The sequence below is a fragment of the Paraburkholderia sp. BL25I1N1 genome (genome assembly GCF_003002025.1).
GTDB lineage: Bacteria > Pseudomonadota > Gammaproteobacteria > Burkholderiales > Burkholderiaceae > Paraburkholderia.
Window position 1 is genome coordinate 1 of record NZ_PVZB01000031.1, and the last position, 24620, is coordinate 24620.

General features: G+C 57.1%; 20 protein-coding genes and 5 pseudogenes. 1 reads left to right on the forward strand and 24 read right to left on the reverse strand.

Annotated elements, in window-relative coordinates:
* The 15 genes and pseudogenes from B0G73_RS33575 to B0G73_RS33655 form a co-directional block, all read right to left on the reverse strand.
* The coding region (locus tag B0G73_RS33575) for an IS6 family transposase (RefSeq protein WP_374957045.1) at positions 1 to 665 on the reverse strand (665 nt) is incomplete at its 3' end.
* 135 nt (positions 666 to 800) lie between these two features.
* Positions 801 to 1139: pseudogene (locus tag B0G73_RS41485) on the reverse strand (transposase); the annotation flags it as partial.
* Positions 1111 to 1542 (reverse strand): transposase, encoded by a 432-nt coding sequence (locus B0G73_RS41490; RefSeq protein ID WP_243856928.1) that lies wholly within the window; start codon positions 1540 to 1542, stop codon positions 1111 to 1113. The gene B0G73_RS41490 and the pseudogene B0G73_RS41485, both read right to left, overlap by 29 nt.
* Positions 1543 to 1572: 30 nt before the next feature.
* The gene (gene tnpB / locus B0G73_RS33585; protein ID WP_106285434.1) at positions 1573 to 1917 is read right to left on the reverse strand and encodes an IS66 family insertion sequence element accessory protein TnpB; all 345 of its coding nucleotides are present in this window, start codon (positions 1915 to 1917) and stop codon (positions 1573 to 1575) included.
* Positions 1914 to 2339, reverse strand: coding sequence for a transposase (locus B0G73_RS33590; protein WP_258194088.1), 426 nt, complete (start codon positions 2337 to 2339; stop codon positions 1914 to 1916). Before B0G73_RS33590 ends, tnpB begins: the two co-directional genes overlap by 4 nt.
* Positions 2340 to 2456: 117 nt before the next feature.
* On the reverse strand, positions 2457 to 2990 hold the full coding sequence (locus B0G73_RS33595) for an EAL domain-containing protein (protein ID WP_134143978.1): 534 nt from the start codon (positions 2988 to 2990) through the stop codon (positions 2457 to 2459).
* 228 nt (positions 2991 to 3218) lie between these two features.
* Complete coding sequence (locus tag B0G73_RS33600) at positions 3219 to 4412, reverse strand: EAL domain-containing protein (protein WP_181196705.1); 1194 nt, start codon at positions 4410 to 4412, stop codon at positions 3219 to 3221.
* Positions 4413 to 5185: 773 nt separating this feature from the next.
* Positions 5186 to 5614 (reverse strand): annotated as a pseudogene (locus tag B0G73_RS33610) (dihydrolipoyl dehydrogenase); the annotation flags it as partial.
* Between the two features lie 1162 nt (positions 5615 to 6776).
* Positions 6777 to 7547 carry an ABC transporter substrate-binding protein gene (locus tag B0G73_RS33620; protein WP_106285513.1) on the reverse strand — a complete coding sequence of 257 codons (771 nt, stop codon included), beginning with the start codon at positions 7545 to 7547 and terminating at the stop codon, positions 6777 to 6779.
* 701 nt (positions 7548 to 8248) lie between these two features.
* Positions 8249 to 8428, reverse strand: a pseudogene (locus B0G73_RS33630) (transposase); the annotation flags it as partial.
* Positions 8429 to 8740: 312 nt separating this feature from the next.
* Positions 8741 to 9508, reverse strand: coding sequence for an ABC transporter substrate-binding protein (locus B0G73_RS33635; RefSeq protein WP_106285440.1), 768 nt, complete (start codon positions 9506 to 9508; stop codon positions 8741 to 8743).
* Positions 9509 to 9757: 249 nt separating this feature from the next.
* Positions 9758 to 10534, reverse strand: a complete 777-nt coding sequence (locus B0G73_RS33640; protein WP_243856930.1) for a hypothetical protein — start codon at positions 10532 to 10534, stop codon at positions 9758 to 9760.
* Between the two features lie 124 nt (positions 10535 to 10658).
* On the reverse strand, positions 10659 to 12077 hold the full coding sequence (locus tag B0G73_RS33645; RefSeq protein WP_106285441.1) for an MmgE/PrpD family protein: 1419 nt from the start codon (positions 12075 to 12077) through the stop codon (positions 10659 to 10661).
* A gap of 482 nt (positions 12078 to 12559) precedes the next feature.
* A pseudogene (locus tag B0G73_RS33650) lies at positions 12560 to 13684 on the reverse strand (IS701 family transposase); the annotation flags it as partial.
* A 79-nt stretch (positions 13685 to 13763) separates the two neighbouring features.
* A pseudogene (locus tag B0G73_RS33655) lies at positions 13764 to 14452 on the reverse strand (IS5 family transposase).
* Between the two features lie 169 nt (positions 14453 to 14621).
* On the opposite strand from B0G73_RS33655, the gene B0G73_RS33660 reads away from it, so the two are divergent.
* A complete protein-coding gene (locus tag B0G73_RS33660; RefSeq protein WP_106285442.1) occupies positions 14622 to 15938 on the forward strand; it encodes an IS701 family transposase in 1317 nt (438 codons plus the stop codon).
* 358 nt (positions 15939 to 16296) lie between these two features.
* On the opposite strand, the gene B0G73_RS33665 is transcribed toward B0G73_RS33660, so the two are convergent.
* The 9 genes from B0G73_RS33665 to B0G73_RS33710 all read right to left on the reverse strand — a co-directional run bounded on the left by B0G73_RS33665 (position 16297) and on the right by B0G73_RS33710 (position 24519).
* Positions 16297 to 17478, reverse strand: a complete 1182-nt coding sequence (locus B0G73_RS33665; RefSeq protein ID WP_208328657.1) for a PLP-dependent aspartate aminotransferase family protein — start codon at positions 17476 to 17478, stop codon at positions 16297 to 16299.
* 345 nt (positions 17479 to 17823) lie between these two features.
* Positions 17824 to 18711, reverse strand: coding sequence for an ectoine/hydroxyectoine ABC transporter substrate-binding protein EhuB (gene ehuB, locus B0G73_RS33675; RefSeq protein WP_106285444.1), 888 nt, complete (start codon positions 18709 to 18711; stop codon positions 17824 to 17826).
* Positions 18712 to 18831: 120 nt separating this feature from the next.
* Positions 18832 to 19644 carry an Asp/Glu/hydantoin racemase gene (locus tag B0G73_RS33680; RefSeq protein WP_106285445.1) on the reverse strand — a complete coding sequence of 271 codons (813 nt, stop codon included), beginning with the start codon at positions 19642 to 19644 and terminating at the stop codon, positions 18832 to 18834.
* A 440-nt stretch (positions 19645 to 20084) separates the two neighbouring features.
* Positions 20085 to 21230 (reverse strand): porin, encoded by a 1146-nt coding sequence (locus B0G73_RS33685; RefSeq protein WP_106285446.1) that lies wholly within the window; start codon positions 21228 to 21230, stop codon positions 20085 to 20087.
* 217 nt (positions 21231 to 21447) lie between these two features.
* Positions 21448 to 22224, reverse strand: coding sequence for an amino acid ABC transporter ATP-binding protein (locus tag B0G73_RS33690; RefSeq protein WP_208328664.1), 777 nt, complete (start codon positions 22222 to 22224; stop codon positions 21448 to 21450).
* Between the two features lie 63 nt (positions 22225 to 22287).
* Positions 22288 to 22953, reverse strand: coding sequence for an amino acid ABC transporter permease (locus B0G73_RS33695; RefSeq protein WP_106285448.1), 666 nt, complete (start codon positions 22951 to 22953; stop codon positions 22288 to 22290).
* Complete coding sequence (locus tag B0G73_RS33700; RefSeq protein ID WP_106285449.1) at positions 22950 to 23600, reverse strand: amino acid ABC transporter permease; 651 nt, start codon at positions 23598 to 23600, stop codon at positions 22950 to 22952. The genes B0G73_RS33695 and B0G73_RS33700 overlap by 4 nt, the downstream gene beginning before the upstream one ends.
* Before the next feature lie 28 nt (positions 23601 to 23628).
* Entirely contained in the window at positions 23629 to 24033 is a 405-nt protein-coding gene (locus B0G73_RS33705; protein ID WP_106285450.1) for a hypothetical protein, read from the reverse strand.
* A complete protein-coding gene (locus tag B0G73_RS33710) occupies positions 24034 to 24519 on the reverse strand; it encodes a transporter substrate-binding domain-containing protein (RefSeq protein ID WP_106285451.1) in 486 nt (161 codons plus the stop codon). It abuts the gene before it with no gap.
* Positions 24520 to 24620 lie beyond the last annotated feature (101 nt).

A 24620-nucleotide genomic window follows, 5' to 3' on the forward strand; every position in this document is an offset into this window, starting at 1 on the left:
TCTTTGAGCCCGAGTATGGAGAAGTGGAACTGTCCCTTGCGAATGCGATGCATCAGTTCGATGCCGGAAATTGTGGTCACGGCATTCCTGAATCGTTTGAAGCCGAGCATTACGTTCGTTCTTGACTTGACGTTTCGATGGTCCTGCTCGATCAGATTGTTCAGGTACTTCGAGGACCGGATCTTCGTGTCATCTGGCAGCAGGCCATCGGTCTTCATCTCACGCACCGCCCGGTGTGAGGCGGCATATCCATCGAGCGTGATCGTCTCCGGCGGCTGGCCCTGATGTTTGATTGCGTTGCTGAAAAAGGCTTTGGCCGCGGCCACGTCGCGCTTCGCTCTGAGCATGAAGTCCACCGTCTGGCCGGCTCGATCTACCGCACGGTACAGATAAACCCATTTGCCACGAACCTTCAGGTAGGTTTCATCAACACGCCATGACCGCCCTGCGGGCATGCCAAAACGATTCCAGCGCTTGACGAACTCCGGCGTGAAGCGGTTCACCCAACGCATAATCGTGGTGTGCACCAACGACAAACCGCGCTCGGCCATCATCTCAACCAGATCACGCAGGCTGAGCTTGTAGCGCAGGTACCAGCGCACGCACTGAATGATCACCTCGCGGTTGAAGTGACGACCCGAGAACAGATCGTCCACGCTTTTCAGCTTGCGCATTATCGAAGGATGAGGTTGCGAAGGCCCCAGTCTAACCGAGTCAAATTCACTATTTGCACCAGAACCCTTGTTCCCAGGCGCGAGCACCGGGATCGGCGTGTCGTCCTCGTGGAGCTTGGCAGTCGCCATCGTGTAGCGGCGCAGTGCTTCAGTCAGCAGCCGGCAGAGTTCTTCGCATTGTCCGACCCAGCGCGCCATGGTGGCCCGATCGAGACGTACGCCGTCGCGCGCCGCGATCTCGGATTGCCGATACAGCGGGGTGTGGTTTGCATACTTCGCCACGATGATCTCGGCCAGCAAACTCGGATGCGCGATGCTGCGCTCGATCGGCAGCCCCGGCATGGGAGGTTGCGCGATATGGCCGCAACCGGTGCAGATCCGCTTGCGACGGATCGTGCGGATGACCTTGAACATCGCCGTGACGCGCGCGAGCTGCTCAGACACATCCTCGCCGAGCAACTCCATGGCGTTGTTGCACTTCGGGCAGATGGAATCGGGCTCGAGCTCGTGCTCTTCGCGTGGCAGATGGGGCGCCAAGGCTTCCTTCGGAGATGCTGCAGATACGCCAGCTCGATGCACGAGCGCGCGCACGGCGAACATCGGCAACGCCGCTGCCGGCTGCCAGATCCTCGAGTTGGGTTTCGAGCCGATCGATCTGCCGCTCCAACTGCTCGGATTTACGACCGAAGTGCATGCGCCTGAGCTTGTCGATCTGCGCTTTCAGGCGTTCGATTTGCTGGTCGCGTTCGACAATCTCCCGGTCGCGTTCGGCGATCTCCTGCTGCATCTTTGCGATCGATGCCTGCTGCTCGAGCACCAGGGCGTGGAGCTCGGCAACGGTTTGCGGAAGCGGCGCGTGATCGGGCATGTGCCGCAGTTTACGAGCCTTCGATGCAGTTTACAACATCGATAATGCCGCCGTGCGACGGGGCTGTCGCCAATCGATGCCTTCCAGCAACATCGACAGCTGTGCCGACGTCAGGAAGATCTTGCCGCCCTCCGCCTGGGGCCAAATAAACCGTCCATGCGAAAGCCGCTTCGCAAGAAGCCATAGTCCGTCATCTGTTGCCCATAGAATTTTTACGAGATCGCCGCGACGTCCCCGAAAAATGAACACGTCGCCGCCGAGCGGATTGTCTTCGAGTGCCGATTGCACCTTCGCGGCAAGAGCCGGGAAACCACTACGCATGTCGGTCACGCCTGCGGCGATCCAGATGCGAGTGCCTGCCGGCAAGCCGATCATCGGGATAGCTCCCGGATCAGCAGCCGCAGCATATCCGGTGACACATTGCCGCAAACCCTCAAGCGTGCCCGGTCGAACTCGATCTCGCAAAGATTCTCTGGCGACCGTGTCGCATCAACTGCCATCGGTGACGTATGTTCTGCCGCCTCAGCGACGACATTCACAGGCAACAGCGACGGCACCTCCTGTGCCCGCTTTGGCGTCGCGCCCTCAGGCAGCGTCGGCAAACCGTACTCTCCTGCCAGATAAAGCCGTCGCCATTTGAACAACGGGTTTGCATTGATATCGTTGCTGCGCGCGATCAACGCCACCGACGCGCCCGGCTCGAGAGATTGTTCAACCAGTTGCCGTTTGAACTCGGTCGGAAAGTTCGGCCGCTTATTTGCGCCGTCTGCGGCGCCATCGCCCCATGTCTTGTCCACTTTGGTACCCACCATAATTTGGTGGATACCAAACTACCCAAAACCTCAATCAGCACGCCAGAACGGCCACGGCGAGACGCTTACTCCTTTCTCCCGCAGGACCTTCCATCTCGCGCATCAGTCCCGTTCCGGCTCAGACGCGGATTGTGCCAAACCAGCGGCGAAGATGGGCTCGAAGAGATATCCCTGAACCCAATGCGCGCCACAGGCCTGGGATACGTGCAGGTCTTCCTCGTCCTCGACACGTTCGTCCACCACATGCGAAGCGCTTGTTCGCGCCAGATGGATCAGCGCACCCAAATGCACTCGTGCGCACCCGTTCGAGCGGGCCCGATGCAGATATCCACCATCGATTTTTGCAATGTCCACGCCCAGTTCCATAAGACTCCTCACGGAACTGTAGCCTGCACCGATGTCATCGAGAGCGACGCGACATCCGAGCTGTTGCAGCGCCCGGACGAAGTCCGCGACTGCGTCGATGTCGGTCAGCGGCGCGCTTTCCGTCAACTCGATGACGAGCCGTGCCGCGACCTGAGGCTCCCCGGCAAGGGTTTCGATCACCTTCGACCGCCAGCCGCCGAGCGCTGCACTCTGAATCGACACGTTACAGCCTAGCGACATGCCCGGATGCGCACGCAACGTATCGATCACGGTCGTCACCAGGATCGACTGTTCATCGGTAACAGGACTCTGAAGCAAAGCGAATACCGAATAACAAGCCGCATGCACGCCCTCCTCCGGCCGTGCGTGACATCGAATCTTCCCGGAGGCCCATCTTCATAACCGGGTACGCGCATATCGAAACGTCAGCCGCCGATTCCGACAATAGTCGGCTCTGCGCTAACACCCTCGCCGAACACCAACGGTGAGCCCGTTTCATCAACGTTTTTCCGCGCCAATGTCTGGTGCGGAAGGGCCTGAATAGAGATAGCCCTGAAGGCACGTCGCCCCGCACTCTCGCGCCTGTTGCGCGTCGTCCTCCGTCTCGATGCCTTCGACGATGACGCTCGCCGCGTAAGTCTTCGCGAACTGGATAAGCGGACGCAGACCTAGGGGACTTCGGGTGCCGCCTTCCTCCTGTCGGAGGCAACGCAGGTCGATCTTGACGATATCGACGCCAAGCCCGATCAGGGCGATCAGATTGTTGTGGCCTTTCCCCAGGTCATCCAGTGCCATCTGGCAGCCCAGCGCCTGGAACGTCCTGACGAAATTCCGCGCCTCCTCTGTTGTCGAAGTCATTGCGGCTGTTTCCGTAATCTCGATCGTCAGCCTAGAAGCAAGGTGCCTGTCTGCATGCAACTGTGAGGCGATGGGCGTCCACCACGCATCGAGTGTGGCGCTATGCGCGGACACATTGCAGCCGAGTCGAAGCGCAGGATTGCGGCGCAATGCGGCGATCGTCGAGTCGACGACCCATTCGTCGAGCCGCCTCACCATCCCCAGGCGCTCAATGGCCCCCACGAGACTACCGATACGGATGCGCTGGCCATTCCTTATCTCGCAAAGCAGTACCTCGTAGTACGTCACATCTTGCGAATCGCCTGCCGCGCAGACGGGTTCCCGATCGAAATCAAGCCTTTTCTCCTCCAGTGCCACGAAGACGGTAGCAGCCACCACCATATCGGCCTTGTACCGCTCACACCAGTGATGGCCCGCGGTCGCCAGGTTTGCCGCATCGATGAAATCCTGAAATGGCTGGTACCCGGAGCGCATCGCTGACGCGCGTACTACAGGCATGATGGCCGCGTCTCCCAGTGGTACGACGTGCGCGCCAAGTACCTTGACTACCCGGTGCTCGATGATGGGCCCGCATAACTGCTCCGACGCGTCGCCCTTGTAGGACAGGTAGGACAGGTCGAAGATAAAAACGATATGCGCACCGGTTGTTGCAACGGTAGCCCTCCCTGATCGTGAGAGCGCCCGGGCCCGCTCATAGACGGCATGCCGCACGCCAAGTGCAGTCGTCTCGCCATACACCTGCTCGATCTCGCGCAGATTTACGATCGTGGCGACGACGCAGAGCTCCCCGACCGATCCGGCAGGCTCCGCCTGCGCGTCGGTTCGTGTGGGCATCGACCACTGGTAAGAACGTGGACGATCTTCCGTCTGTCGCTGATCATCGAAACTCTCCTTGCACGCGTCGCACTTACTATCATCGCCCTCCTGCCCGGTAGGCCGGATCGACGCGGATCTGCTCAGCTCGTAAGCAGGATTTTTGGATGCCATAATCACCTCGGTATGCTAAACGTCCACAGTACCCTTCGCTGCACGCCGCGTAGCCACGCGTGGCGCGGAACACGCATTTACCGGTTCCCGATCGACACGTGTTCGATGATCGCAGCGAACCGGCCACGCAACCACGAATCAGGACGTGGAAAAACTGATCGCCATCAACGACGCTCACCCACAGCACACGAAGAAAGTCCCTGGCGCATCGTCGGTGGCGCCGAGCATGCTCCGAGCGTTCGGCCTAACGTTTAGTTTCACCGTGAGTCTCGGGCATACGAAACTTCAGCGATGCGCATGGCAGGTCTCTCTGGATCGGGTGGGAAAATGCACCATTTTCCGATTCGGTGTCGAAAAAAGAACATCGCCTTAGACCCGCTTCCGTTGTCTGCGACGACGCACACATATCGTCCCCTGCTGGATCGTCCGTAGTGGCTGACCCGAAACCCTCTCTTCGGGTCGGGCGCCAACCAGTCCTCCACCATATTTCTCAACGACATTCCCACAATCGTCATAGCTTCCTCATCGCTTTTGAAGGTTACGGTACGGCGATCCTGACGATCGAAGGTAGTGACCGGCTCGCTGCAACGCGCAGTCGACAGATCCACGCAGGCCTCGATTTACTTCCGACTTGCCCTTTTTCGCTTCCACGGCAAATCGGTACAAACGCCCTCGTACAGCTCGGCGGCCATCCCGATCGATTCGCCGAGCGTCAGGTGCGGATGGATCGTCTTGCCGATGTCTTCCACGTCCGGGTCCATCCCGACCGCGAGGCACACTTCGCTGATGAGCTCCCCCGCATCCAGGCCCGTGATCCCGCCGCGATCACGCGATGGGTTACTCGTCGAGCATCAGCCTCGTGAAACCCTGGCCGCGGCCATTCGAGATCGCGCGGCCCGATGCCGCCCCCGGGAACACGGCCTTGGCGTACTCGATGCCATCGGCCTTGCACTGCTTTTCGGCCTTGCCGGCCACGCGACTTCCGGATCGGTGTCGGCCACCGACGGAATCTGGAGCGCGTCGAAGTAGGCCTTCTCAACGTGCGCGCTTGCGGTGCTTCTGCACGTCAATCCGCGCTGCACGGCGACTGCGGGCAGCGAACGCAAGTTCAGATCTACGTAGACAGTCATTTCTAGCATCAGAAGTGCACCTAGCAAGGCTTTCAGACAGACAACCTTATCGTGAATCCGAAGTCACCGAGAACGCGACAGTTTTTGGCCCGAGTCAGGTAGGTCATTTGGCAAGCGTTCCCGGAATACTGTGTCGACCTACTCCAAGGCGGCCTTCGCTAATTGAAGAAGATCGAAAATGGGGACGGCCGTGAATCGACGAATGACGTTGCGGAAGTCCGGTACGAGCGTGCATTCAAGTATCAGTACGTTTATGTCACTAAGCACTCCGCCCTCGCCGAACGCTTACGACAATCGCTCTGCGAGTTCGTCGGCCATGCGCTCCTGCGTCCAATCGGCAGGTTCCCGATTGGTCCATGACTTCTGCCACTCTGGTAGCTGGGCAACAGCCAGAAGGCGTACACGTTCGAGTTCGGGGGACCACTCAGCAACCTATCGAGTGCCCGAACGCCCCAGGTGATAACTCCAACGGAACGCCCGGTGATGCGCAGAGCGAGATCGAGGAACTCGAGCCCGCTAGTGATCGTTGCCGCCGACGCCGTCCGGTAAGGAAGGTTGCGCGACGCCCACATGAACCCGCAGTTACCGATGATTAGTTGAACCTTACCGTCGAGCCGCCGCACTGCATCCACGATCCCACGGCTGGCCGCGTCAGTCGGCAGCTTGTTTCCGTGAGGCTCCGCACCGGTCGCTATCGCGTTGAGGAATGGCACCCTCCAAAACGATGGTTCCCCTACGCTGAACGGCATCACAGCGTGACGCGCTTCAAGTTCGGCTGACGATTCCAATACCGCGTCCTCAGTATCAAGATGAAGAATTCCCAGCCAATTCATGTGCCAACTCCGATTCAACCCACCGCCGCCTAGGCGACGGCTCTCCTGAGATGTCTACATTTCAACGACAACTTAGCCTCCGGTATCCTGGCCGCCGAACGCATACATCAGTCACGAACGCGCATAGGTTTTCTGACCGGCTGGTCTTCGCACTCAGCGGAATTCAAAGCGCCCCGCGGCGCGGTAATCGGAATCGCCTTCGAACCGAAATGACTCCGGTCGCAGATTCACGATCGCCGCTGGTTGCATCAATCTCCATAGACATCGAAGGCAAAGTATTTCTTCTCGATTCGCTCGTAGGTTCCGTCCTTTCTCACGTCAGCGATCGCCTGGTTGATTTTCTGTCTGAGCGCTGCGTCGTCTTTGCGCAAACCGATCGCATTCCCCTTCGAGCTGGACGGATCGACAATTTTGTCGCCGACAAATCCATAGCCAGCACCACGAGGCGTTCCCAAGAAGCCGAGCTGCGCCTGGATGTCGCCAATCAGCACTCCGTCAAGGCGCCCCACCGTCAAGTCATCGTAGACGAGATTCTGATTCTGATACGGGACGACTGTCGCTCCTTTCGGCGCCCAATTCTTCTTCGCGTAAGTTTCTCCAACTGTACCTTGCTGGACGCCAACCGACTTTCCGCGCAGTGCCTCGGGCGTTGGCAATACAGTGGAACCTTTTTTTGCCACAAGGCGAAGTGAGGAGTTCCAAAGCTTATCGCTAAATGAAATCTGTTCTGCGCGTTGGGCGGTTACGGTCATTCCCGACATGATTGCATCGAACTTTCGTGCTTTGAGCCCAGGGATCATTCCATCGAAGTCATTTTCAACCCAGGCGCACTTCGCGTGGATGCGAGCGCAAATTTCGTTACCGAGGTCGATCTCGAACCCCGCCAGCTTGCCGCTTGCATCCTTGGACTCGAATGGCGGATATGTGGGATCCACCCCGAATCGAAGGGTTGACACATCATTTGCATAAGAACAAACCGAGAACACTGACGCCAGCAGGAGCAGGACAACTGCTTTCATTACCGCCTCACAATTGAATAGGCCAGATATCAGGACATTCCAAGCCAGCTTCCGGGTCAAATGGCAGACGGTCTTACCCGACGCATTGGAATTGCATCGCATGGTGCGCCAATCGACCTAGGTCAAAGCTTGCGCGTGCTTGTGTAATGCAGAATACTAGGTATATCAACCATTCGTCAACCCACGTCAACCGTATTTCCAACGCGTCATAGGTATCGCGCCACATGTTGCAGAGGATTTTTTGTTTAGCGGTCGAGGCATCAGATGGATGTTGGGAGCCGGCGAGATCGGTCCGCGAGCGATAAATAAAAATCGCTTGTGCTAACCCGCTCCGCAAGCGTTCACTTCTATGGTGGGCATTGAATGAACGGCGCGGTGATTTGCGGTACCCGAGGGGTGGCCATCGCACGCCAAATGTGGGTGGTCTGACACAACCGGTCGCGCGAAGACAGTGAGAATGGGAGGGTCAGCGAGCAGATAGTGCGGAGTTTCGCGACATTGTGATGGTGCGAAGACGGCAAAGAACGAGTCGGTTTGCGTCAGCTGCATGGGGAAGACCAACGTGCTGGGGGCTGGTGCTGATGCCGGCCAGTGTCCATGGCTGGGATCAGGTGGAGAGAGGGTGCCAGGCACACCGCCTTCGATGCGGACCATGTGGCCCTTGTCGCACACGGGGCAATCGCGCAATGACCTGCCATTCTGCGCGCGACGTAACAAAATAACTCCGCGTCGGAGCATTCCGACTTCGAGACGAAGTGATGAAGCGATTGATGCCGGGCGCTCACGCGCTGAGGTTCCGGATGCGCCGCCAGCGGGTCGACACTCTTGCGCTGGATCGGGAGCATCAACCCCCGACAATAGCCAGTCAACCCGGAGTTCACGTGGCCAAAACGCGCCCGATCATCCGCGCCGCGCTAGCAGGCTAGCTTGATCCGCCGATGGATATTTCGTTATTCTAACTGATTCATTTCACCGAATTCGTGCAAGATCGACTTCAGCTGGGCTGTGGCGATAGCTCCCGCTGCGAAGCCGGCGAAACAAATTTCAACTCAACGCATCATCAATGACCGACGCCTCACCTGTCTAACGTTTGCTCGCAGGCACGCCCGTGCTTCCGTAAGATCTCGCTCTTAGAACGGTGCTTTGGAGACTTGAGAAGTCCGGGCGAAGTCACGCGAGCCATGGCACGACGGTCAGGGCGTGACAACCTGATATTGAAAGTACTTTTTTGCGATCTTATCGAGCGTTCCATCCTTTTTCAACGAGGCAATCGCCTCATTGAGACGGACTTTCAGTACCTGATCTTGCTTGCGGACGCCGAAAGACACTCCACGGCCACTTATCTTCTCATCGAGCAGACCTGGACCAACAAAGGTAAAGCCTTTGCCTTCAGGCGTTTTCAGGAAACCATCCTCCGCGCTTTGCTGTGATTGCAAAGCAGCATCAATTCGGCCACCTGCCAAGTCCGAGAACACCGCGCTTTGACTCGGATATGTGACGATGATTGCGCCATTCGGTGCCCACTTCGCTTCTGCATAGAGTTGCTGAGTTCCGCCTTGCTGAACCCCGACGCGCTTGCCTTTGAGCGATTCTGCGTTCGGTAAGATATGACTGTCCGCGCGCGCCACCAGACGCATCGGGGTCGCGTAAATGACAGATGTAAAATCAATTGCTTTTTCGCGCTGTGGGGTATCCCACATACCCGAATTGATAGCGTCGAACTTCTTCGCCATCAAGGCCGGAATGAGCCCATCGAACGAATTTTCAACCCACATGCATTTTAGCTGCAGTCGCGCGCAAACGGCATTGCCGATATCAATATCGAAGCCTGTCAATTCCCCGCTTGGTAGCTTATATTCAAACGGCGGATAGTCTGCCTCAATGCCGAAGCGCAGAGTATCTGTGGCAAACGCAGAAGACGCCAGCAAGCAAAGCACGGCGGAGGTCACCAGATGTTTCATCTCGGCTCCTTTATGGATCGATATTTACGGTTTGGTTAAGCTGATTCACTTAAAACAGGCTGCGTTTTGGAAGTGCTTTTGGCGCAATGTGAGCCGCGCAGGGACTAGAACAGGGGTACTTCTCATATCAGTGTCTCCGCCATTTATAATAAAAGATGCTGACTGCAATATCGGCTGTGATCAAACAGCCTCTGACTCAGACGAGCTGGACCTGATCGCTGCCGACTGCGCCAGATCCTCCGTGTGAGACTACTCGAGAGCTGCTTTGGCGAAATGCAGAAGGTCGAGCACTGGAATAGAAGTCACCGCACGGATGGTCTTCCGGAAGTCCGGGACCAATGTGCATTCCAGCAGCAAAACGCCGACATCATTCAAGACCCCGTCTTTGCCGAACGCCTTGATCAAACGCTCAGCTAACTGTTGGGCCATGCGCTCCTTGCTCCATCTGCATGGTTCTTGGTTGGCCCATGGATCTAAGCCCCAGCTCGCCCAATCCGGTAGGTCGCAGATACTCACGCAGCGAAGACGTTCAAAGCCGGGCTGATCAGCGAGTAGAGGCACGAGTGGCGTGGCGTCCCAAGTGATAATTCCGACCGGCTGATTGGTTATGCGCAGGGCAAGATCGAGAAACTCAAGCGCGCTGGTTAGCAGGGGCGTCGACGTCTGTCCGTAAAGGTGTTTGCGGGAGGCCCACATATAGCCGCAATTGCCGATAATGAGGTCGGTGTGTCCATCGAGCCGCCGAGCCGCTTGAAGGATGCCACGGGCGGCCTCGGGAGTCGGAACCTTGTTGGATACGGCATCCGCACCCTCGGCGACGGTCTTGCGCAGCGGCACTGGCCACAATGTCGGGTCGTCCACCATGAACGGCATCACGACGGCGTTATAGGCGTTGTCCGACCGTTTATCGGGTAAGTCGTCGGGATCCAGCATGATGACCCCCAAAGACGGCCTCTTCTCATCGGAATTCGCTGTTTCCATCTCGCTGTTATTGGGCTCGGGTCTGGACATTTTCACTTGATCCATGCGCTGAGTCGCTGATTCGACAACCATTTTTCTCATGGCCAGAATCTAGCTATCTCAAAGTAAATTGAGCGGCGAGCTCCATGGCACCCGCCGCACTTATCTTTCGGACCACGCCGTTAAAGGCCTATTTGGCTACCGGTCTGGCCGTCACCTCGAGCAATGGCGCGATTTCGCCGTTCAGGAGACTTGCGAAAGCATGGAGCAAGTCTTCTTGCTCCCTGTGATCCAGTACATAGCGCGTTGCCATCCGGAACTTGCCCTTCAGTTCATCCACCGACATCGGCGCGTCCGGGCCATAGGGAGGCGTTACCCTGGGCGACGAGTACGTTCCTCTGGTGGTTACAACGTCTACGCTATTGAACTCAAAGTCCGGATGTGATCCTTCGTCCGGCTGCGGCAGGTGTTGATACGCGTAGGCATGTTGGGCGCTGAATTCGGCGTTCGGGACGATTTCAACCTTTTCGGCAAGCGCGCAAATATCTTCTCGACCGATCAACGACTCGTCGATTGGCATGAGCGCTTCGGCGCCCAACATAGCCATGACAGCGATGCAGAAGGGAATGCTGTACTGGATATCGGAGAGATTTTCTGGGCGCGTCTTGTTGGACAGCTTCAGCGCATATTCGAATATGTTGACCCTGATTGCGGTAATTTCAGCCGGCTTAATGTCATGTTGGGAGACCAACGTTTCAAGTGCCTTGAGCGCGCCGTGGAAATGTCGGCATGTCGCGTACGGCTTGAAATAGTTCCCGTTAATCTTCATCTCCTCCTCACCTAACCCTCTGAGGATGCGCCGGGAGTTGTAAAAGGGTAAGTGATCGAAAATGTCGGCAAAGCCGATATGCCCCAGCTTGCCCAAGATCAACGAGGAATAGCCCGCCACGGTGCTCCAAGGGAGCCCTTCCTGTACATCTCCTCCGAATTGGCGGGTGTATCCCGTAGCGATCAGATTAGGGCTATAAACGCCCGACAACGCCAGGCCGTTTGCCAGCTGTTCAGGAGAACGCTTGAGTAGCCAGCCCGCCGCAGCGGCCACACAGAAGCCGGTCCAGACGCCGGTCTGGCCGTGCTCAAGTGGCTGCCCGTGACTGCCACGTGCGGCCTTTATCCGGGTTCCGACCTCGTAGCCGACAACGATTGCAGCGAGGACGTCGTCTGCGGACGCTCCGGTCTCGGCGGCAAGAGCCAGGACCACGGGAATTACCGCTGCGGCCGGATGTCCCCAAGCCTCGATCTGCCCATCGTCCATATCGAGGAAAGCCGCAGCAGAACTGTTGGCAAAAATCGCACCGGCCGCGGTTGTACGTCTGCCGTCAAACCAGATGGCCACTTCTCCCTTCCCGAACAGATCGATGGTGGCCTCACGCGCCGCGACCACACTCGGCGAATGGAGCGCGGCGGCAGCAGCGGCCAGGGTGTCGAGGACACACAGTGCGGCGCGGTGCTTGTCCGCGCCGAAAATGTCGGCTGCCTTCAAGTTGCACACATAGCGGGCCAGGAGGCCGACTGTCGAAACCGTTGAAGCGGTTGAAGCTGTGGACATTTCGTTGATTCTCCGTTGATAACGCCTGCGCAAGAGCTTTCTTAATATGCCTAGTATGCCAACTATATCATCGACAATATTGCTGTCAATAACTGCGTTGGTGCCCAGTTAGTGAAGCGGCCGACGATGAAACAGCCACCCCGCGTCGTCGGGAAGGGCGTTGAAGGTTCCGGACCGCGCTTTTTTGGTTTCGAAGATGGCTTCCAGTCCAGACATCGAAGCGGCGAGGTAGGACGACATCGGCTAGTTACAGTAATTCGCAGAGTGCAGCAAATACTTAGTACTACAGCCGTAGATCTGGGTAAACTGGAGGCACACATCCTCGTCTTCGGTAGTGGCACTGCTGGGCGCGGTACTGGTGTCGGCGCCGCCATGCCGACCAGGACAACACGTACGCGATAGAGTGGGCGCCGCGCCACAGGATGCGACAGAGCAGCCGGCGGATCTCCTGCACGCTGAGCGGCACCAAACCTTCAGGTGTTTTTTTTGCCGTGCACCCGCAGGGTGACGAGTACCGCATGGGCCAGCAGAGCCAGCGTGATGTGGCGATACCAGCCCTGCCATCGGCGCACCTCATACTGATCGAGTCCGCATTCGCCTTTGGTCGCCTCGAAGCCGGTCTCGATTTCCCACCTGCGGCCCGCCACGTTCACCAGGGTTTGCCGTGTGGCCTTGCTGCGCGGCGCGTATACGACGTAATACGCATGTTCGCGTTCCTCGTCCAGGCTGCGTCGCACCAGCAGGTAATGCCCGAAGCGACGCTCCTCTTCGGTGATCTGCAAGCGCTACAGCGGAGTCAGCGCCCAGTCATACAGGCGCTCGCCCTTGGCGCCGGCACCCGCTGACAGGCGGCGCCATGCCCTTGCCGGCAGGGCCTCGGCGATCCGGTCTGCCCGTACGTACTCTGGACCTTTCCACCATAGGGGTTCGTTCTTCGCAACGGCCAGCACGAAAGACTGGCCGCGCGACTCGAGCCACAGCCGCAGGTGACGGTCACCGCCGTAGACTTCATCCCCCGTGACCCAGCCGCACGGCACCCCTGCGTCCAGCGCCCGCTCAAGCATACGACGCGCAAGCTGTGGCTTCGTTGCGAATTCCACCGACCCGGGAATGCCCGCTGCCTCGCAGCGCACCCGGTCATCGGTCCACACCTTGGGTACATACAGTTCGCGGTCGATGAACGCACTGCCGCCACGACCGGCATAGCAGAGGAACACGCCGATCTGGCTGTTCTCGATACGACCTGCCGTGCCACTGTACTGGCGTTGAACACCGGCCGAATGCTGTCCCTTCTTGAGGAAGCCGGTCTCGTCCACAATCAGCACCGCGTCACGCTCGCCCAGTTCTTCCACTACATAGCTACGCAGCACATCGCGAGCGGCATCCGCGTCCCATTGCGCCCGCTCCAGCAGGTGCTGTACGCCATCGGGTGTCGCTTCGCCGATCCATTCGGCGAGTTGCCAGCCGTTCTTGCGCTCGACTGTACCCAGCAGGCCCTTCAGGTATGCGAGCGACCGCTGTCGGGGCTCCGGACGCCTGAACAGTTCCCCGAGCCGCTGGTGCAGTACCTCCAGTTCACGCTCCCACGCTTTTGCAGTCGAATGCATAGCCTTAACGTGTAGTAGTCCTTATTCATATAAGTATAATGAAAAATCTACGGCTGTAGTATTAGAAGCTGTTGCGAAATTAGTTAAACAGTGGCTTGAGACGTGTCCAGCAAATTAAGGCACAAGCCAGAGACAGGAAGGCTTCATGGATATGGGCATAACGTTCGTAGCGAATTTTCAGGCGTCGAAACGAGTGAAGCCATGCAATCGAACGCTCGACTGGCCAGCGCGTTTTGCCGAGACCACTTCCACGGGGCGAGCCAATTTGCGAGCACCGGCGTGATGCCGCGTTCTCTCAAACGTTGCCGATGTGGTTCGGAACTGTAGCCCCGGTCGCCCTGAACGATTTGTGGTTTATGCAAGGGGTGCCCCCGCTTGCCTCTGATGTGCGGAATTGCCTCAACCAGCGCATTGAGTTGGGTAATGTCGTGGCGGTTCGCTGCACTCAGGATGACCGCGAGCGGGATGCCTTGCGCGTCGACGATGAGGTGGTGTTTGCTGCCGAGCTTGCGCCGGTCCGTGGGATCCAGACGCCTGCTTCCTGCCATGCGACGAGCCGTCGCCAACAGGCAGTGCCTGAGCCGCACCCCATCTCCTGCGGCAGGAGATTCCCGCGATGCCTGAGCGCAGTACGAACACGATGCCTGTCAGTACCGCGCGGTCGGGTGTTGGCTTGCGCCCCGCATATTGCCGATTGCGAGGTGCTCGCGCAGGCAGAAGTGGTTCGATGAGTGACCACAGTTCGTCGTCTATGAGTTCTTTAGGCATCGCTTCCTGTCAGGCAAAACAAGACAGAAAGTTAACACCAAGCCAGAAAAGTTAACAGCCCCAGAACTTAATTTCGCAACAGCTTCTTAATACTACTGTGTCACAAAGAAATATTTGCAGCGAAGCGATACCTGGTAGTATTGAATAATACAGACTTCGGGCGATCGCGATGAGAGAAGATGTCGACGAATTTGACGCGTATCTGAATCATCTGGGGCAATCGTTAGGGCACGCCGATCGTCATGCCGGCCTCAAGGGTTACTGTTCAGGTCTGGTGTTGCCGCTGTCGCGCAAGAGCGTCGAGCCGATGGCCGCGCACATTGACCCGCTTCACGCGAGTGCGAAGCACCAGTCACTCCACCACTTTGTGGCCAAGGCAGACTGGTCTGACCGTGCGGTCCTGCAGCAGGTACGCGAATGGGTGATGCCCGCATTAGACACACACGCTGCTGAAGAAAGCGGTTATTACTGGATTATTGACGACACCGGTTTTCCAAAGAAGGGGCGTCATTCGGTCGGGGTGGCACGTCAGTACTGTGGGCAGCTCGGAAAGCAAGACAAATGTCAGGTTGCAGTGAGCCTGTCGATCGCGACGCAACGCGGCAGCCTGCCGGTTGCCTGGCAACTGTATGTCCCCAAGGAATGGATTGGGGACCGGGAACGTGCCTGTCGCGCTGGCATTCCCGACGATCTGGCTTTTCAGACCAAGCCACAGATTGCGCTGGCCCAGCTTCGCGAGGCTGTAGCATCCGGCGTTGCGCCGGGCATCGTACTGGCCGACGCCGGGTATGGCGACGAAACCGCATTCCGGGATGGCGTAACTGAATTGGGTTTGTTGTACGCGGTAGGGATCCGGCCGGGCACCTCTGTATGGGCGCCAGGTACGGCGCCGCTTCCGCCCAAGCCCTGGAGCGGGCGCGGCAAGCCACCGAAATTGTTGCGCCGTGCGCCCGGCCATAAACCGCTCGTGGTGAAGGAACTAGCCATGCAATTACCCATGAACGCCTGGCAATCCGTAACCTGGCGGGAAGGCAGCAACGCAGCACTTTCCTCGCGCTTTGCCGCCGTACGGGTTCGTCCCGCACATCGCGACTATTGGCGAAGCACCGTTCGCGACGAAGAATGGTTGCTTGTTGAATGGCCTGATGGCGATACGGAGCCGCTCAAATATTTTCTCACTACTGCCCCCGGGGAGGCGACACTTGAGCAGCTTGTGTTCGTGACCAAAATGCGCTGGCGCATCGAGCGCGACTATCAGGACCTGAAACAGGAGTTCGGGCTCGGTCATTACGAAGGGCGAGGCTGGCGTGGCTTTCACCACCACGCCACACTGAGTATCGCCGCATATGGGTTTCTGATGGCTCAGCGACTCAGAATGCGCTCGGATGAGCGCGATAAAAAAAACTTCCCCGAACGCGCGCTGCCTGCTCTTCCCCCGGATTACATCCCCCGGGGCAGTCCAGCGCGCTCAGCGTCACGTTCCTGATTCCATTTCCACGTTGCGCATCCTGCTTGGACTAAAGCTCATGCAACGATGGCATTCTTCCTGTACGGTAACAGACCGCGCAACTACTTATATGACACAGTAGTATTAAGATGTCGAATGAGAACTGTCCCACCGCTTCGCTCGGCTCGCGCTCTTTTCGCCTTGTCCCGGGAAACCCACATCTTGATTCGACGCGCGCGGAAGCTGCCCTGTGGTTTACAGGAGCCCATGCCGTGTAGCAACGTTGCGTGGCCCCACCAAAATCTGCGTCTTTAAGCTATGCGATGGTGCGCGTCGGTAACTCCCCTAGCTCGTCCAAACCACTACCGTAGGGTACGGGGTGATTTTTTTCGATTAATCAGGACGACAAGAATGTCAACATCCGCTCAATGTCGCGCCAAAGGTCCACGGGGCTTTCTAGTCCGATGCTGATGCGCAAGTAGATCGCATCCGGATTGTCAGACCCGTAGTTGCGTAGACCATCAAGCGACATTGGCGCCAGGAGGCTACGAGTCCCCCCCCACGAGGCGCCAATGGCGAACAGCTCAAGAGAACCAAGTGCGCGGTCGACAAGAGAGGCGTCTCGCGACCGGAGCTCAATCGTAAAGACGCCCGTACTTCCATGGAAGTCTCGCCGCCAGAACTCGTGCCCCGGAGACTCGGGAAACGCGGGGTGAATGACGCGAGCGACGCTGCGGTGGCTGCTTAGCCGTTGGGCAAAGTCGAGCGCGATCGACCCTACATGTGCCAGACGCACAGGCATGGTTTCGATGCCGCGCAAGGCGAGAGAGCAGTCATCTGGCGATACGCCTACCCCCAGGTTCGCCAGTTGCTCGCGCACTTTCACGTAAACATCCATCGATGCAAAACTCAGCGCGCCAAGCAGCAAGTCCGAATGTCCGCCTACATACTTCGTTAGCGCTTCAGCGACGATGTCGACGCCAAAGGATAAAGGCTTGCAGAATAGCGAGGTTGCCCATGTGTTGTCGCAAGCTGTCAACGCGCCGCATTCCTTTGCAACTCGCACGATGGACCGCATGTCGCAGACCTCCATCGTGGTGGAACCGGGTGCCTCCATCCAAATAAGTTTGGTCTGGCCGCTTTTTACCAAATCACAAAGCGACTGCAAGTTCATGGGATCGTAAACATCAAACGCCACACCATAGCGCGCTAGTACCTCCTGCGCGAACTGCTTGACGGGCGGATAGATGTTATCGGGAATAAGAACATGGTCGCCCTGGGAAAGCAGGGTCAGCATCACTACGGTTATTGCAGCCTGCCCAGACGGTACCAGGACGGACCTAACGCCGCCCGCGAGTTGCGTGAGCTGGCCCTCGAGCGCCCGAGTTGTCGGGGTTCCCATGAGACCGTAGCTGTATCCATCTGGGAATCGAAGGCCGCGTTCACGGTAGCTTTGTGCGTCCGGGAAAACAATCGTTGACGCGCGGTACACTGGCGTGGAAAAGCTCCGGAAGCCTTCTATCTGCGCCAGTTCCCTATGCACACACATTGTCGACGGTTCAAAAACCTGGTCAGTCATTTCACTTCCTACATGCGTCAAGAGAAAATTAGTGCACCGCTCCTCGAGCGGACTGTGGAGACTAGACGAAAAACCAGGCACCTTGCGAAGACATCGAGCAGGTCGCGCACCGGTTTCTGACGGCGTGTCCACGCTCCAGGAAATCGCAATTCGCGAAATTTGTCGCCCGCAGCGGACCCGGCTTCTCAAGAGTAGTCGCGTTGCCCGCGTGCAGCGCCTGGTTGCCGCACTCGCGGGCGATCGCAATCACGATGCGACGGCCGTTAGTCTCGATCTGCAACCGGCGAACTTGCTTACTAACGTTTGCAGATCGACCACTGCTAAAGCTGGCGGAAACCGGCCACACTATCGGTAGAACTGCCCGCAGAAATCCTTCACCGTAAGGCCCTTCGGAGCCACGTCTTCCGCCGTGAGGCCATAGCTCAGCATGATCTTTTTGATGGTACCGTTGGACTCGTTCTGTGCCAGGCTTTTGTTGAACAGGTCGCGAAACTCAGTGTCTTCAGGCCGAAAGGCAATCCCGCCAGAGTCCTTCTTCTCTCGCCCATTCACGACGAGTCCTTTGAATGGCACAGCACGCTCCAGTCCACCGAGGTTGGGGTCTCTGAGGAGCCCGGCCACGGTTCCGCTGGACAGCAACAAGGCATCAATCCGGCCTCCCTGCAGAGCGGCGATACCAGCGGTATTGTCCTGATACATCTGAATGCGTTCTTTTGAAATACCCGCCGCGACTGCATCGGCCGTTGTGGAGTCGCCACGAATATCGCCTACTCGAATCTGAGGATTCTTTGCGATTCCATCAAACCCATGGATATCCAAGGGACTGTCCTTCTTCACCATAGCAGTGACGCCACTGGAGTCGACCGGATGGGAAAAGATAACTTGCTCACACCGCGCCGGCGTAATGTATAGGCCTGCGGCGACAACGTCGATCCTTCTTGCCAGAAGACTGGGGATGAGAGCGCCCCAATCCATGACGACGAAATCAACTTTCTTAACCCCCATCGTACTGACCACTGCTTCAATCACGTCAGGATAGATGCCCGAAACTTCACCTGACTTACTGTCCACTCCCCAAGGCCACGTGTTTGCAATCCCGATCGTGAGCTCGCCCTCTTCAGATACCTTTTTTTTCAGCGTCTGCGCGTTAGCAGCGGGCACCATCGTCGTTGTCGCAACTGCGAATGCCAGTCCGAGCATTACCATGCGCCGCTTCAAGTCTATCGTCTTCATGCTTATCCAACTCCTGTCGATTCCAAACAATGGAATACCTTCGGATGATCTATTGAAGTCCGCGAATTACTGACAGACATGGACTGCCGGCCGCGGCGTCCCGACCCCGGTCGCCCTTCATCAAATGGCGGTCCGGAACAAGCGTCCCCAGCCGGGTACAAGGTCCTCACACCCCGAAAGACGCAGCGCATGCCAACATAGCGCCTGATTGGATGTGACAATCGCCTTGCCGGTCTCCGTTTCCAGATCCTCGATGATGGTGGCTGCCCGCATCTGCGTGCACGAGATAACGATAGTGTCCACGTCCGAACTTCTGACAATCTGCCGCACCGCATCTGCAATGCTATCCGGCGAGATAAACGGTGCATCATCTCTGACGGTGCCATGGCCATTGTCAAATTCGCCCACGGCACTCACCTGAAATCCCGCCTCTTCAATTTTTTCAATCGCAATATTGGCGACTTCTTTCGGGTATGGCGATATAAAGCCAACCCGAGCAGAGCCAAGAGCACGCAGACCTGAAAGGATCCCGGTGAAAGGATCCGTCACCTCCGCCTTCGGGTGAATAGCGCGTACGCAACGCTTCAGGTTCTCGGGACCGATTACCACCGCTGCCGACGTACAACCAAGCGCCACGACATCTGAAGCGAGCCGAGAGTTGATTTGGCGAAGTGCCACCTCGATGCCGTCGAACGTGTCCGCCAGAAGGTCTTCCGATATCGGCTGACTCTCCTCGTCCGGCGACGACGAGATCCGGCTTTCAAAAAGCGCCACACCGGGGATTGCCAACATGGCACGTGCTTCGTGGGACAGCGTTTGATCGCAGTCGATCACAACCATGCCAATCTGCGCCCGTGCGCCGAATCCTGCGTCCGTCCGGTAGGGAATAGCGGTCCAAGACATGCCGCCGGATTTTTCGTGTGTTTCAAGCATGACGTCTGCTCACAATAGAGAACCATGTAACTGAAAGACGCAAGTGATCTTTGCTCCGCGTCGTCGTCCGCGTGGAAAGAGTTTTCGAAGGATCCATAGCGCGCCGTCGTACCGTAGCGCATCGTGCAAGCAGCCCCGACGATGCCTCGCACCGATTCGTGCCTTCTCGAACACGGTGCGTTGGCCGGACTTGCGACTCCTTCGCACTATCAGAGTGCTCCGAGCATACACTGTAAAGTGTACCTGGCATACCTAGAATGTCAACCTCAGAAAGCGAGCACATCATGGGCAGTCGCCTCCCGTCGCTCACGCGCTTCCCGGCACTCGGCCGCTAGCGCATGTCCGCACAAAGCTTCATTTTCGACTAGCCACCGCAGGCGTTCGAGAACAGCCGCGGCGGCTAACAGTCGAGCATGCGCCACATCGAGCCACGAAGACTTTTAGAACTTATGGCGTATTGCGGCGCGGACCACTAGCTGATTCTGAGTCGACGAGACACCATTCGCGCCCGGTACGTATGCAACGTCTAAGACAGAACCGGTCGTATCACCACCGACGTGCTGGTAGGCACCCTGGAGGTAGACGTCAGTCCGCTTCGAAAGAAAGTAATCAGCCATGAGACCGATTGTCTGGTAGTTGGGATTACTCTCACCGGCGGCCGTGTGCAGTGTCGCGCGGGTATAGGTGTACAACGCTCCAAGATAGAATGCGGGCGTGAACTGATACTTGGCGTTCAGCTCAATGTTTTGGAACCGCAGGCTCGATGCGCTCCCGCCGGTCGGGGCGATAGGGCCAACGTAACCCGACGACACCGGATTCTTGACATCCGTGTTTGAGTAAGCAACCCCCAGCGTTGCACTGCCGATCGTGTAGTTGATACCGACACCGAAGATGCGAACCCGGTCTGCGACGAAGTTCTCGTCTCCGCCGTTATTGACGGCGCCGTATGCCGTTGCTGAGGGATTGTTCGCCTGGGAATACGAAGCCGCGATCAGAAGGCTGTCAGTGGAATATTGGGCTCCGATACTGTACTGACGGTTGTTCGCGAAGTTAACGTCATTCGAGAAGCTGTATGTTCCGCCGAACTGGAAGCCGCCGTAGACCAGGCTAGTGTACTTGACCGTGTTGTTCACTCGGAACGTGCCATCGGCGTTGTCATTGTCGTAAGGGTGGGAGAAAAGATAGCCCGCCCATGAACCATTCGCTGTGGTGTTGGCGAAATAGTCGACTACAGAATCGTATTGACGCCCAAGCGTCAGCTTACCCAGCGTTGGACTGGAGAGCCCCACGAACGCTTGTCGCCCAAACATCAGGCCGCCCTGGCCCAGACGGCCGGTGTTCACGTCGAACCCGTTCTCTATCTGAAACACCGCCTTCAGTTGTCCTCCCAGATCCTCGACGCCTTTCAGGCCCCAGCGACTACCTTGGACATAGCCACTTTGCAACTCATACGCTTTGCTGCCGGACGAGTTGTTGGTGAAGTCAAACCCTTCGTCGACGAGCCCGTACAGGGTGACTGAGCTTTGTGCATGTGCTGATATCGCCAGACCGGCCGAAATCGATGCCGCAAGAAGTTTCTTTTTCATTTAGACCCCAAAGTAGTACTTCGCCTCTTAGTAGTTCTAAGCTCATACAACGCTGCAAACATTGTTCGGCCGAGGACGCATGGAGCGAGCCTCCCTACCTGGGCGCATCACGAGTGCGCCCATAGCAGGCTCTTCAGTGCTCAAGGATTAATGCAACTCCAGACCAAATGTCACATGCTCTCGAACCAACACAACATGGACAAACTGGAACGCTCCTTTATGCATGCGACAACTGGCTGAGAAACTTCTGCGCTCTGGCATGTTCGGGCGCGCCGAAGAACGCCTCGGGCGCCGCGCATTCGAGAATCTGGCCACTGTCCATGAAGACGACCCGGTCTGCGACCTGCCGGGCGAAACCCATTTCGTGGGTCACGCAGATCATCGTCATGCCATCGTTGGCCAGGTTGATCATGACGTCAAGAACCTCCTTGATCATCTCGGGGTCGAGTGCCGAAGTGGGCTCATCGAAAAGCATGATTCTGGGTTTCATGCACAGTGCTCGGGCAATGGCCACACGCTGCTGCTGACCTCCCGACAGCTGGCTGGGATGCTTTTTCGCCTGGTCGGCGATTCGAACGCGCGTGAGATTCATCATGGCGACGTCCTCCGCTTCCGACCGTTTCATCTTGCGTGTGCGCATCAAAGCCAGCGTGCAATTATCGATAACTGTCAGATGCGGGAACAGATTGAACTGCTGAAATACCATTCCGACTTCGCGTCGAAGGCTAGGCAGGCCCCGCATCTTCACGTGCATTTCGTTGCAATCGACGAAAATGTGGCCTTGCTGGTGCGTCTCCAACTGATTAATGCAGCGTATCAGCGTCGATTTGCCTGATCCTGAGGGGCCGCAAATGACGATTTTTTCTCCGAAGCTCACATCCAGATTGACGTCTCGTAGTACCTGGAATCTTCCGTACCACTTCGATACGCCTTGCATACGTACGGCTACGCCTTCGCTTCTTTCTGGTGCGAAAGAATGCGTTTTCGGCTGCATCACTTCAGATGCCATGTCTCTCTCCATTACGACTCTGGTCCGGCAATATGCCTGCGACCGGTTTTATCCGTGGTTCCGAACGGTAATCCCGAAATATCGCTCCACCTTCGCAACGAGCCAGACTGCGATGAATGCAAGCAACAAAAAGAGAATTCCAGCAACAAGCATGGGTTCGGCATATCGGTATGTGTCCGAGGCGACGTCCATAGCACTGCCGAGCATTTCTGGAACGGCGATGACAGCCAGGTAAGGCGTCGATTTGAGAATTGCAATGGCATACGCCCCCAACGGTGCCGCGACGTTGCGGATCATCTGCGGCGCAATCACGAAGTACAACGCGTCCAACCAGGCAAGCCCGAGACTCTTGGCTCCCTCGCTTTGTCCGATTGGCACCGCATCGATACCCGCTTTGAAAACCTCGGCCATATATCCTGAGTAGTAGAAACTCACCCCGAAGATGCCAACAAACATCGCTGGCAACACGATGCCATACGAGGGGAGCACGAAGAAAAGGAAATAGAGCTGAACTAACGCAGGCGTTGATCGGATTGCATCAATGATAAATTGCGCTGCCGGCCGAACCACTTTATGCGATCGCCTCAGCATCTCCCAGAAAAAACCGAGGAAAAGAGCGCCGATGAAGCTTAAAATGGCGACCAAAACCGTATTGCCGATACCCATTAATACTAGCGGGACGATCCGCAAAGCGAAGGCAAAATCGAAAGTCATGTCCGACTCCGTGCGGTCCCAAAAAATCTTTCGAGGTAGCGACCGAAAATTGTCACCGGATAACAAATGATCAGATAGGCTAAAAGCAGGCTCGAATAAATAAGCAGTGGGTTGTAACTCAACTGTGATATCTCCTTAGCGCGAAATGTCATGTCGCTCAGCGTAATCAGGGATACGAGTGCAGTGCCCTTCATCAATTGGATGAGGTCGTTGATGAACGTTGGAATCATTGCGCGGATAGCCTGAGGCAGTTCGACTAATCGCAGGACATCGAAGCGGTTCAATCCGAGAGCCAGACCGGCTTCGCATTGTCCCCGGCTCAGGGACTGCAACGCAGCTCTGACAGCCTGGCTGCTGTAGGCGCCAGAGTTCATTCCTAGAACAAGTGCGCCCACTGTGATACCCGATAAAAAGATGCCAAAAGCCGGCAATGAGTAATAGAACGCATAGAGAAGCACGATCACCGGTGAGCTTCTCCATAATTCAATTACCGCAGTTACAGTCTTTCGAAGAAATCCCGTGGAAAAATGCTGCAAGACTCCACCCACAAGCGCAAAGGGAATGGCGTACAGGAGCGCGAAAATCGTTACCGTCGCAGTAACGCCGAAGCCCTTGTAAATCGCGAGCATAACTTCTGGAAATGTCATTCTGGCCTCCCGTCAAAAAAGTGCGGTTTCACCGATAGCTAGCGCCGCAGATCTGTTTCGCCGTCACGTCCTCCGGCGCGACCTCAGCTTCACTGAAACCATATTTTGCAAATACATGCTTGACGGTCCCATCGACCCTTCGCTTCGTAGGTCCGCTGTTGTAGACATCGCGGAGTTGAACGTCTTCTGGTCGAAATGCGATCGCGGCATAGTTCGCCACTGGACGGCCATTTGCGACCAGCCCTGTGAACGGCGTAGCTCGCTCTAGCTTATCGCTCACCTTGGGATCCCTGAGGACGTTGATCACTGTCGCACTTAATTCGGCATCGGCATCGATTCGACCAGCGAGCAACGCACCGACCGACGATTCCAGGTCTTTGAGCAAGACAATCCGATCTTTTGGAATGCCCGCTGAAACGGCTTGCTCGGTCACTCAACTCCCGCGTCCGCCGGCCATGCAGACCGCCGGATTCTTTGCGACGTCGGCGAATTTATGAACATTTAGGAGAGTGCCCTTTCTGACCAACACCGCGTCGCCAATCGCCAGGTCTGGGTTTGAAAAAACGACCTGTTGACAGCGCTGCGGCGTGATTGCGAGACCCGAGGCGACGGCGTCGATTCGCCCGGACAGCAAGCTGGGGATAAGAGCGTCGAAGTCCACGACCACGAAATCAATCTGCTTTACCCCCATTGGGCCGAGCACAGCGCGGATGATATCCGGGCCGAGACCTGCAACGCTGCCGTCTGTATTTTTATAGCCCCACAGCGCCTGGTTGTGAATACCAATCGTAATTTTGCCGTCCCGCAGCACTTTTCGTTCGATCGACTGGGCGTTTGCGCGTGAGACGCCGTCGCACGTCAACGCCATTGCAACGGCCAGACGTACCGCCGTCCCTCTGCCAGTCCCCCCTAGATTCATGCTTGCCTCTTCTTCCTAGTTGACGGATGAAGTATACTTGGTATGCTAGGTACGTCAAGCAAACAAAAGTCGCGCGCTGGCAGTGTTTTCCCGAAGAGCTC

Coding starts and splice junctions, on each gene's coding strand:
- B0G73_RS33690 (WP_208328664.1), bottom strand. CDS start 22,224: ATGCAGCCGAAAACGCATTCTTTCGCACCAGAAAGAAGCGAAGGCGTA.
- B0G73_RS33635 (WP_106285440.1), bottom strand. CDS start 9,508: ATGAAACATCTGGTGACCTCCGCCGTGCTTTGCTTGCTGGCGTCTTCT.
- B0G73_RS33700 (WP_106285449.1), bottom strand. CDS start 23,600: ATGACATTTCCAGAAGTTATGCTCGCGATTTACAAGGGCTTCGGCGTT.
- B0G73_RS33620 (WP_106285513.1), bottom strand. CDS start 7,547: ATGAAAGCAGTTGTCCTGCTCCTGCTGGCGTCAGTGTTCTCGGTTTGT.
- B0G73_RS33710 (WP_106285451.1), bottom strand. CDS start 24,519: ATGAATCTAGGGGGGACTGGCAGAGGGACGGCGGTACGTCTGGCCGTT.
- B0G73_RS41490 (WP_243856928.1), bottom strand. CDS start 1,542: ATGCCCGATCACGCGCCGCTTCCGCAAACCGTTGCCGAGCTCCACGCC.
- B0G73_RS33640 (WP_243856930.1), bottom strand. CDS start 10,534: ATGGATCAAGTGAAAATGTCCAGACCCGAGCCCAATAACAGCGAGATG.
- tnpB (WP_106285434.1), bottom strand. CDS start 1,917: ATGATCGGCTTGCCGGCAGGCACTCGCATCTGGATCGCCGCAGGCGTG.
- B0G73_RS33685 (WP_106285446.1), bottom strand. CDS start 21,230: ATGAAAAAGAAACTTCTTGCGGCATCGATTTCGGCCGGTCTGGCGATA.
- B0G73_RS33680 (WP_106285445.1), bottom strand. CDS start 19,644: ATGCTTGAAACACACGAAAAATCCGGCGGCATGTCTTGGACCGCTATT.
- B0G73_RS33645 (WP_106285441.1), bottom strand. CDS start 12,077: ATGTCCACAGCTTCAACCGCTTCAACGGTTTCGACAGTCGGCCTCCTG.
- B0G73_RS33600 (WP_181196705.1), bottom strand. CDS start 4,412: ATGCCCACACGAACCGACGCGCAGGCGGAGCCTGCCGGATCGGTCGGG.
- B0G73_RS33695 (WP_106285448.1), bottom strand. CDS start 22,953: ATGACTTTCGATTTTGCCTTCGCTTTGCGGATCGTCCCGCTAGTATTA.
- ehuB (WP_106285444.1), bottom strand. CDS start 18,711: ATGAAGACGATAGACTTGAAGCGGCGCATGGTAATGCTCGGACTGGCA.
- B0G73_RS33660 (WP_106285442.1), top strand. CDS start 14,622: ATGAGAGAAGATGTCGACGAATTTGACGCGTATCTGAATCATCTGGGG.
- B0G73_RS33665 (WP_208328657.1), bottom strand. CDS start 17,478: ATGACTGACCAGGTTTTTGAACCGTCGACAATGTGTGTGCATAGGGAA.